An 8,216-nucleotide genomic window follows, 5' to 3' on the forward strand; every position below is an offset into this window, starting at 1 on the left:
TGAAATCACCTACAGCGCAAGGTCGCTCGGCGATTGCCCCTTAGCGCCGGATTTCGTCAATCTGCTCCCCGACCCCCTTCTTCGACGCGTAGCGAAAGCTGTTGCGCAACAGGTGCACCGTGCAGGCCTGCACAATAGTGGCCGGCCACACCTCACCCACCACGTCGGGTAGGCCCTTGAGCCCGTCGCAGACCAGGAAGAACACGTCGGTGTGTCACGGACACGGTGATGCCCCGGTCGCGCAGGTCGGTCAACACCGCGAACCAAATCTTCGCCAAAGCGCACGGGTTCGCGCGAACCTGTGCGAGGTGGCGCCTGAATTTGTCACGGGTTCGGCAGCCGGGCGGTGTCGACGTGGTCGGCGAGGTAGGCGATGACGCCCTCGTTGGTCATGCCGTAGATGTCGGCGACAAGTTTGGGGTCGACGGTGCCGACGAGGTCGACCAGGCGAGTGGAGCGCAGGATGCGCGGTTGGATGCCGACGGCGCGCAGGGTGTTCTTGACGTAGCTGTCGGAGGCCGCTGCACGGGTGGCCTTGGTCTGCATCGTGATCAGCACGTGGGAGTTGTTGCTGCCCAGTTTCTTACGATGGTCAAGGCAGCGTTGCAGTGCGGTCCAGGTCCACGGGTCCAGCGGTGTCGGTTGTGGGCGCCGCCCGAGCCGGATGCGGCGTGACTCGTGGTCGATGTCGTCGTCGGTGAGGTGCTTCAGTTCCTGGGTGGTGGTGCCGTGCAGCAGGGCGGCCAGTCCGACGAGCGCCTCGTGCGGGTGCACGTCGGGGTCGGTGCTCCATCGCCGGAACAGCTCGCGCTGGCGGTCGGCGGGCAGGGTTGGGCCGTGGAATGCCACGGTGCTTTCACTGCTGCGGTGGGGTCGATAAGGATGAGCCGGCGTCGCCGGGCGTAGCGACAGAACTGGCGTAGCCCGGCCAGGTAGGAGGCGCGTCGGCCGGGATGAGCGTGCAGGAACGCCTCGATATCGCCGACATCGACAGTGGCCCAGTCGGTTTTGCGGCGGCGGGCGGTCAGGAACTGCGTGAAGTCACGCATCGCGGTGAGCCGGGCCTCGAGCGTGGCATGCCCGCGGGGGTGGGTGCCGGCGCGGCGGGCACGGTCACGACTCCTGACGAGGTGCTCGGCGAATCCGGCCACCGCGTCGCGCAGCGGTTCGGGCACCGCGGCGATGCGGGACCGGCGTCGGGCGGCGGCGCGGCGTTCGTCGCGATCGGGCGGCAGCGCCAGCTTGTTCGCGGTGAGGAAGTCTTCCAGAGCCCGCGCCAGCGGCACGTCGGCGGCGACGACCTCCAGCAGCGCCTGCGCGTGCGCTGGATGATCGTCGACCAGGTGCTTGCCGAGTCGGGTGAGCATGGCGCAGGCCCGGCTGGGATGGTGGCGGCCGACCAGGTAGGCGGCGAAGTCGCCGAGCCAGTCGGGTGGATCATCCAGTGTTGCAGCGAGATTGGCGGCACAGACCGTGATCCGGTGCGGCGAGCGCGCCCAGCAGGACCGGCACCGCCCGGCACCGGCGAGCCGGGTGACCTGCCCGCAGTCGACGCAGGCCGCGTCCGGATTCGGGGGCCGGCCCGGGCGTGAACACGGCCCGCACCAACCAGTCGCCGATCGCAGGATCCTGCGTTGCCCGCACCGCGGGCACTCGACCCGGTTGGCGTCCAAACGTTGTCGTCGGACACATTCCTTGCAGAGGTCGCGGTCGACGAACAGCACCGGCGCACCGCAGAGCCGGCAGGTGCGGGAGCAGCGCACGCAGCGGCCGGCGTCGGCCTGCAGGACCCGGTCGATACCGCACCGCGGGCAGCGATGCTTGACCGGCGCGTGTGTGCGCGCCCAGTGGCACCGTGCGCACAGGTCGCGGTCGGGTTTGCCGACCGCTCGCCCGCACCGCCGACAGTCCCGGATCCGTCGGGTCATCCTCAGATCGGCGGCATCGACCGGCCCCGCCGCGACCCGTGCGCGTCGTTGACCGCGACCGTCGCCTGCTTCAGCGAAATCGGTTGTGCGACAGGGGCGGTATCGACGTCGAACAGGTCATCGGGCGTGCATTCCAGGGCGGTGCACAACGCGATCAGGGTGGACAGCTTGATCTGGCTGGGCTGTTTGGTGAACAACGCCGACACCGACGCCGAGGACAGCTCCAATCCGGCCTTCGCCGCGAGCAGCCGTTGCAGCTGCGCGCCGGTCCACACCTCCCGCTGGGCGGCCGCCATCCGCAGTTTCCACCTGATCTGCATGCTCACTCCCCTCCGGTCAACTCACTCAGCGTCGCCGAGATCGCACGCTGGTAGGCGTCTTCGATGAACGTTTCCGACGGACGCACGTACCGCATGGTCGAAGCGACCGTCCAATGACCTAAAAGCTGTTGGATGGCAACAAGATCCACGCCCCGCTCATAGTTGTGAGTCGCGCAGGCCCGGCGCATCCCATGCGGGCTGAACCACTCGGATTCAGGCCGTCCTTCCACGCCCATCAAATGCCGCAACCGGTTGCGGATCGTGGCCGCAGCCATCCGGCCGCCGGACTCATCACACAGCAGCACCGGACTATCTGGGAACCGGCCGCGCACGTCGGCGAGATACCAGCGCACCACCAGATCCAGCCCGTCCAGCATCGGCACCCAGCGCGGTCGGGGCCCGGATCCCTTGGCGCCCTTGCCGAACCGCACGTGCAGCTTGCCAAACGGGCCGCGCCCCAAGTGCATATCGGAGCCGTCGAGCATCACGACCTCTTCCGACCTCAACCCGGCGTGATACAACGTGCGGAACAGCGCGTAGTCCCGCGCGGCCGGCGCGTACTTGCGGGCGGTCGCGATCCGACCCTTGAGGAACTCGAAGAACGCAGCCACCCGCTCCGGCGTCGGCGGCACCTGCGCGGTCGGCGAGTCATCGCTGACGTGGCGAGCGGCGTTGAACTCGTCGAGCGGACACGCCAGCCGCACCCCGAACGCCGCCTCGATCTCGGCCGCCTTGCGGACCTCAAGGAACCGGTGAAAGCCCTTGAACACCTGCAGGTAGTTCCGCCGCGTCGATACCGCGCGACCCAAGCTGGCCAGCTCGCCCACCACCCGGTCGACGTCCTCGGCGCTCACCTCCCATGCCGGTCGTCCCAGCGCCGCCAGCATCCGCTCCAGCACCCCGACGTCGTTGGCGATCGTCGATTCGGCGAACCCCCGCGCGGTCCACGACGCCACGAACGCCTCCACGCATTCGGCCTGGAACCGCCGCGGATCCCGGGTCTCAACGACCGGCGCGACCTCGCCCGTGATCACCCGCAGCCGCCGGTCGCCCACCGCACACCTTCCTCGCACCGGAAGTTTCTAGGCGGCACCTTAACTCGCTGGCCTACACCTTGGAGATCAGCGACACGCGAATAGACCGGAAACCCTCAGGCAGCAGCACGAATCCGGGGAAACGAACATGTGCTCGTTCCATATGATTCCCCGGCGCCGTCGCCGGCCCACAACCCCAGCACATCCTTGTGCCCGGCCAGATCCACCCCTATCGCGGCATAGAACGGCCGATTGGCCACCTGCCCGTCGCGGACCTTCACACTCAAGGCATCGATGAAGACCGCGGCATAGATCGGCTCCAACGGGCGTGACACCCAATCGGCCATGTCGGCGATGATCTTGTCGGTGATCCGACTGATCGTGTCCGGAGATCTTGGCCTCATAGAGCTCGTCGAAGTGAGCAGCGATTTCCCCGGTGGTTAATCCCTTGGCATACAACGACAACACAATCTCATCGACACGAGTCAACCGCCGCTGATGCTTGCGCACGATCTGCGGATCGAAGCTGCCGGCGCGATCACGGGGCACCTGGATTTCGATTTCACCCACGGTATCGGTGAGCACGGTTTTCGTGCGGGTGCCGTTGCGGGAGTTGCCCCCGTTGCGTCCGACCGGATCGTGCTTGTCATAGCCCAGGTGATCAGAGAGCTCTTCTTCGAGCGCGGTCTCCACCACGGTCTTGGTCAACGCCTTGAGCACCCCATCGGCGGTGTCGGCGAACGAGACCCCGCGGGCCTGGGCAGCGCGCACCAGTTCCCGGGCGGTCGCCAACTCCTCCGGTGTCGGAGAGCTGGCCATCAACACATCATCGTTGGTATCGGCTGCTGCTGTCACAGCCCAATGGTTTCGGTCATCATGGACCCTTCCCGCCAAGCTCACGCCCGGCGTGTCGGACCACTTACACCGAAATTCTGAAAGTCCCGCGCCCCGAGGTTCTGTCAAGTTAACGGTGTAACGGGTTGCCGTAGTGTTACTTTCGACCTTGGGGTTAGTAGTTCAGTGTTGGTCGTCGAGGCTGCGTACGGCTTGGGCGGTGTAGGTGGTTTTGACGGCGCCGCCGGGGGTGGTTTCGACTTTCATGAGCGCCTCGATGCGAACGCGGTCGCCGACGGCCAGGCCATGTGCTTCGTCCTTGCCGATGCGGCCAAGTTTGACCGTAACGGTGTCCCCGTCGTCTTGCTGGATGAGCCAGGAGGAGACGGCGCTGACGGTGAGGTATTCGCCGATGATGTGCACGGGTTGTTCGTCGAGGTTGGCGTTTTCGACGGTGGCGGCGATGTAGGCGGCGGCCGTTGAGGATACGGTGACGCGGCGGGTGGCGTGGGATGGTTGCTGCCAGTCGATTTCGATGTCGAATCCGGCGCGGTCCAGTGTTTTGGACAGGTCGCGTAGGGCCGAGGCGGTACGCGGCCCCATCTCGGCGAGCTGTTGGACGAACCGCGATTGCGCGGGGCTGGGCCCGATGTCGTTGCCGGCGCTGAACACATCGATGGCCGCACCGATTGCGGTGTCGAGCAACTGATCGTCGGTTTCCAGTTCGGCGAACATGCCGACTTTGCCGCCGGCGTGGCCGGTTTCGGTGATCGGTGAGGTCGCCGGGGTGACGGTCAGGATGATCGATCCGGGCCCGGGTGATGCTCTGAGCAGGAGGTCGGTGCGGCGGCGTACATCGGCGTTGGGTTGGCGTCCTAGCGCCTTGTCGCCCTGTTGGGCAGCCCCGACCGCGGTGGCCAGGCGTTGAAATCCGGCCATCACGCGGGCGACCTCGGAGACCCGTGCCGAGGCCCCGGTTACGCCGTCGCCGCTGAGGCGGATGTTGCCACGCGAAGGCAGTGTTCGCCCGAGGCTATCGTCGGCTATTAGGGCCTCGACGCTGATGCGGGATAAGTCATCGGGAGTACTCCAGGCTGGCGTGTCGTCGTCGGTCATCGCCGCCAGGATCGCCGTTTCCATCCGGTCGATGTCATCCTCACTGGTAGTCATCGACGATCACCTCCACATATCCGCAGCGCGGCAGCGCGTCCTCGCGTGCGGCTGGTGAACCCATTGGGCCAGAACGCATTCGCTGCAGGTAATCATCGACCCGGCCTCGTCGCTCCAAGTATTGGGGCAGGTAGCGGTCCTCGATCTCGTTGTCGGGTTGGCAGTGCCAGGCGACGACAGAAGTATCCACCCGTACTCCGACAACGCGACGCAGCGTACCGCGCTGCGCGAACGCCCGCAGGATGTTGGCGCTGGCCGGGTCGAGGTGGGCTTTGGACAACTCCAGGTCCTCGGCCCAATACACACACGACACGACCTCGGGTTCGGGCACCTCGGAGAGGAACCGTCCGTAGAGCCAGCAGGCGTTGACGTGCACGTGGCGACCCAGCAGGCTCGTCGCCGACTCCCAGTCCCGCCATAGGTGCTGCCGGTGCTCGCCGCGTCCGTTGACGAATCGCTGGTATCGCATTACCGTCATTCAGCGTGATCAAGGGAGATGCCATGACTGCGAGTCTGCCAGCTGACGGCGCGTACAGCCCGGGACGCAAGGAGGCGCTCGTCACCGCGATGGCGGGTGTCACCCTGCGCGCGTTGCCGCGCATCCCCGACCCGGTGAAACGCCTGCTGCTGGCGGGCCGCACGGTGACGGTGGACGGCAACACCCTCGACACCACGGTGCAGCTGATGCTCGCCGGGCAGAAGCTGGTCGGGATCGACGGTGGCACCAACAACGTGGCGGCGGCGCGGGCGCAGCTGCGCGACCTGTCCGGCGGGTTCCGGCAGGCGATCCCGGTGGCCGCGGTGAGAGATCTCACCGTGACCGGCGGGGACGGTGAGATCCCGGCCCGCCACTACGTTCCGCCCACATCCACCGCCGACACGGCCGCCCCGCTGCTGGTGTTCTTCCACGGCGGCGGCTTCGTGATCGGCGACCTCGACAGCCACGACGACCTGTGCCGGCTGATCTGCCGCGACGCCGGGGTGCACGTGCTGTCGGTCGACTACCGGCTGGCCCCCGAGCACAAGGCGCCCGCCGCCGCCGACGACGGGTTCGCCGCCTACCGCTGGGCGCGCGAGCACGCCGCCGAACTCGGTGCCGACCCGGACCGCGTCGCGGTCGGCGGGGACAGCGCCGGCGGCAACATCGCCGCCGTCGTCGCCCAGCGCGCCCGCGCCGAAGGAGTGCCGCAACCGGCGCTGCAACTGCTCATCTACCCGTGGACCAACCCCAGCGGCGAGACCCGGTCGCAGACCCTGTTCGCCTCCGGCTACTTCCTGACGAAGGCCGACATCGAGTGGTTCGCCGACAAGTACGTCACCGGTGCGTCGGTGCAGATCACCGATCCGGTCGTGTCACCGCTGCTGGCCGACGACCTGTCCGGGCTCGCGCCTGCACTGGTGCTGACCGGCGGCTTCGACCCACTGCGCGACGAGGGCGTGGCCTACGCCGAGGCACTGCGCGCCGCCGGGGTGGCCGTCGACCTGCGGCAGGCCGGTGCGCTGATCCACGGCTTCGCCAACATGTTCCCGATCGGGGGCGGTTGCGCGGCCGCGGTCGCCGACATGATCAGCGCGCTGCGCACCCGTCTGCGCGGCGTCTGACGGGCCGCGAAAACGCCGCCGGTACGCTTGTCCCCGTGGCCTCGAAACCGAAGAAGACCCCGAAGTACGACCTGAAGGCGGCCGACAAGAAACGCAATCTGGCCGTACAGATCGGGTTGACCGCGATCGTCGTGATCTTCGCCGTCGCGCTGGTGCTCTACATCGTCATGACCAAGGAGGACAAGCCCGGCGAGGGTGAGGCCAAGCCGATCCGGGTGGCGTCCAGCGACGTCATCACCGGTGACGACGGCGAGCCCAAGGCCGTGCTGTCGCTCTACGAGGACTTCCTGTGCCCGGCGTGCGGCAACTTCGAGAAGGCCTTCGGCCCGACGATCAACCGGCTGATCGACAGCGGCGCCGTGGCGGCCGACTACTACATGGTCTCGATCCTGGACCGGGCCGGCCAGGGGTACTCGACCCGCGCCGCGAACGCCGCCTACTGCGTGGCCGAAGCCGACACCGAGGCGTTCCGCCGCTTCCACGCCGCGCTGTACGCCCAGCAGCCGCCCGAGGGCGTCGGCCCGTTCCCGGACGAGGCCCGGCTGACCGAGGTGGCGCGCCAGGCCGGCGTCGTCGGCGACGTCCCGAACTGCATCGAGAAGGGCCGCTACGACGACATGGTCAAGGGCATGGCCAAGGCGACCGAGGTCAAGGCCACCCCGACCATCCGCATCAACGGCAAGGACTACAAGCCGACGACCCCCGACGCGCTGATCGACGAGATCAGGAGCATCGTCGGTGACCTGCCCGTGCTCGACGCCGGTGCGCCGCCGCCGAATCCGGATCCGACGACCCCGGCGCCCGCTCCCGCTCCCGCTCCATGAGCGTGAGCGCGCCAGGGGAGGTGTCCCCGGCCGAGCCGGACAGCCCCGAGCACGGTGGGGTGCACGTCGGGAGGCTGAGCGCGCTGTGGGTCCTGATCGCCGGCGTGGTGGGCCTCTCGTCGGCGCTGGCGCTGACCATCGAGAAGGTCGAGCTGCTCAAGAACCCGGCCTACGTGCCGACGTGCAGCCTCAACCCGGTGCTGTCCTGCGGTTCGGTGATGGTCACCCCCTCACCGCCAAGCCTGCGGATGAGTAGTTGTCGATGTTGTCGATTTTGATTCGGCTCAGGTCAGCTGGGCCCCAGTTGACCGTGCCGTCCACCACTCCGAAAGCCACTGTGTCACATGGCTTCGGCGGTGCCGCGGCGTGGGAGTTGGTGCACGCGTCGGTGATGGTCTTGACCTGGGCCATGATAGCGGTCTTGGCCGCGTCGGTGACCGTGTAGGTCGGTTGTAGCGATGCGCTCGATCCTCCGGTCAAAAGCTGGTCCAGGAGAACCGGTTT

9 protein-coding genes and 3 pseudogenes are annotated in these 8,216 nt (G+C 67.5%); 4 read left to right on the plus strand and 8 right to left on the minus strand.

Annotated elements, in window-relative coordinates:
• Positions 1-76: 76 nt before the first annotated feature.
• Together ACJH6I_RS31250 and ACJH6I_RS31255 are read right to left on the minus strand one after the other, a co-directional pair.
• Positions 77-275, minus strand: a pseudogene (locus ACJH6I_RS31250) (transposase); the annotation flags it as partial.
• A 49-nt stretch (positions 276-324) separates the two neighbouring features.
• On the minus strand, positions 325-849 hold the full coding sequence (locus ACJH6I_RS31255) for a hypothetical protein (protein ID WP_233211412.1): 525 nt from the start codon (positions 847-849) through the stop codon (positions 325-327).
• Positions 850-953: 104 nt separating this feature from the next.
• Between ACJH6I_RS31255 and ACJH6I_RS31260 the strand changes: the two genes are divergently transcribed.
• Positions 954-1,592 carry a hypothetical protein gene (locus ACJH6I_RS31260; protein ID WP_233211413.1) on the plus strand — a complete coding sequence of 213 codons (639 nt, stop codon included), beginning with the start codon at positions 954-956 and terminating at the stop codon, positions 1,590-1,592.
• A gap of 338 nt (positions 1,593-1,930) precedes the next feature.
• Here the strand turns inward: ACJH6I_RS31260 and ACJH6I_RS31265 are convergent, their stop codons facing one another.
• From ACJH6I_RS31265 to ACJH6I_RS31285, 5 genes and pseudogenes are all read right to left on the minus strand, one after another.
• The gene (locus tag ACJH6I_RS31265) at positions 1,931-2,248 is read right to left on the minus strand and encodes a helix-turn-helix transcriptional regulator (protein ID WP_095785371.1); all 318 of its coding nucleotides are present in this window, start codon (positions 2,246-2,248) and stop codon (positions 1,931-1,933) included.
• A 2-nt stretch (positions 2,249-2,250) separates the two neighbouring features.
• Positions 2,251-3,303: a site-specific integrase gene (locus ACJH6I_RS31270; RefSeq protein ID WP_095785370.1), complete on the minus strand. Its 1,053-nt coding sequence runs from the start codon at positions 3,301-3,303 to the stop codon at positions 2,251-2,253.
• Between the two features lie 155 nt (positions 3,304-3,458).
• A pseudogene (locus ACJH6I_RS31275) lies at positions 3,459-4,101 on the minus strand (transposase); the annotation flags it as partial.
• 198 nt (positions 4,102-4,299) lie between these two features.
• Positions 4,300-5,286, minus strand: coding sequence for a hypothetical protein (locus ACJH6I_RS31280; protein WP_233211414.1), 987 nt, complete (start codon positions 5,284-5,286; stop codon positions 4,300-4,302).
• Positions 5,273-5,755, minus strand: a complete 483-nt coding sequence (locus ACJH6I_RS31285) for a DUF6932 family protein (protein WP_293022015.1) — start codon at positions 5,753-5,755, stop codon at positions 5,273-5,275. Before ACJH6I_RS31285 ends, ACJH6I_RS31280 begins: the two co-directional genes overlap by 14 nt.
• Positions 5,756-5,787: 32 nt before the next feature.
• Between ACJH6I_RS31285 and ACJH6I_RS31290 the strand changes: the two genes are divergently transcribed.
• The 3 genes and pseudogenes from ACJH6I_RS31290 to ACJH6I_RS31300 form a co-directional block, all read left to right on the plus strand.
• Entirely contained in the window at positions 5,788-6,888 is a 1,101-nt protein-coding gene (locus ACJH6I_RS31290) for an alpha/beta hydrolase (protein ID WP_047041146.1), read from the plus strand.
• A 35-nt stretch (positions 6,889-6,923) separates the two neighbouring features.
• Positions 6,924-7,712: a thioredoxin domain-containing protein gene (locus ACJH6I_RS31295; RefSeq protein ID WP_047041144.1), complete on the plus strand. Its 789-nt coding sequence runs from the start codon at positions 6,924-6,926 to the stop codon at positions 7,710-7,712.
• Positions 7,709-7,942 (plus strand): annotated as a pseudogene (locus ACJH6I_RS31300) (vitamin K epoxide reductase family protein); the annotation flags it as partial. The gene ACJH6I_RS31295 and the pseudogene ACJH6I_RS31300, both read left to right, overlap by 4 nt.
• Here the strand turns inward: ACJH6I_RS31300 and ACJH6I_RS31305 are convergent.
• Positions 7,935-8,216: hypothetical protein (locus tag ACJH6I_RS31305; protein ID WP_406785174.1), on the minus strand; the 282-nt coding region annotated here is incomplete at its 5' end. The pseudogene ACJH6I_RS31300 and the gene ACJH6I_RS31305 overlap by 8 nt on opposite strands.

Origin of the sequence: Mycobacterium sp. SMC-13, assembly GCF_045311035.1 — a bacterium.
GTDB lineage: Bacteria > Actinomycetota > Actinomycetes > Mycobacteriales > Mycobacteriaceae > Mycobacterium.

Coding starts and splice junctions, on each gene's coding strand:
- ACJH6I_RS31280 (WP_233211414.1), bottom strand. CDS start 5,286: ATGACTACCAGTGAGGATGACATCGACCGGATGGAAACGGCGATCCTG.
- ACJH6I_RS31265 (WP_095785371.1), bottom strand. CDS start 2,248: ATGCAGATCAGGTGGAAACTGCGGATGGCGGCCGCCCAGCGGGAGGTG.
- ACJH6I_RS31290 (WP_047041146.1), top strand. CDS start 5,788: ATGACTGCGAGTCTGCCAGCTGACGGCGCGTACAGCCCGGGACGCAAG.
- ACJH6I_RS31285 (WP_293022015.1), bottom strand. CDS start 5,755: ATGCGATACCAGCGATTCGTCAACGGACGCGGCGAGCACCGGCAGCAC.
- ACJH6I_RS31260 (WP_233211413.1), top strand. CDS start 954: ATGAGCGTGCAGGAACGCCTCGATATCGCCGACATCGACAGTGGCCCA.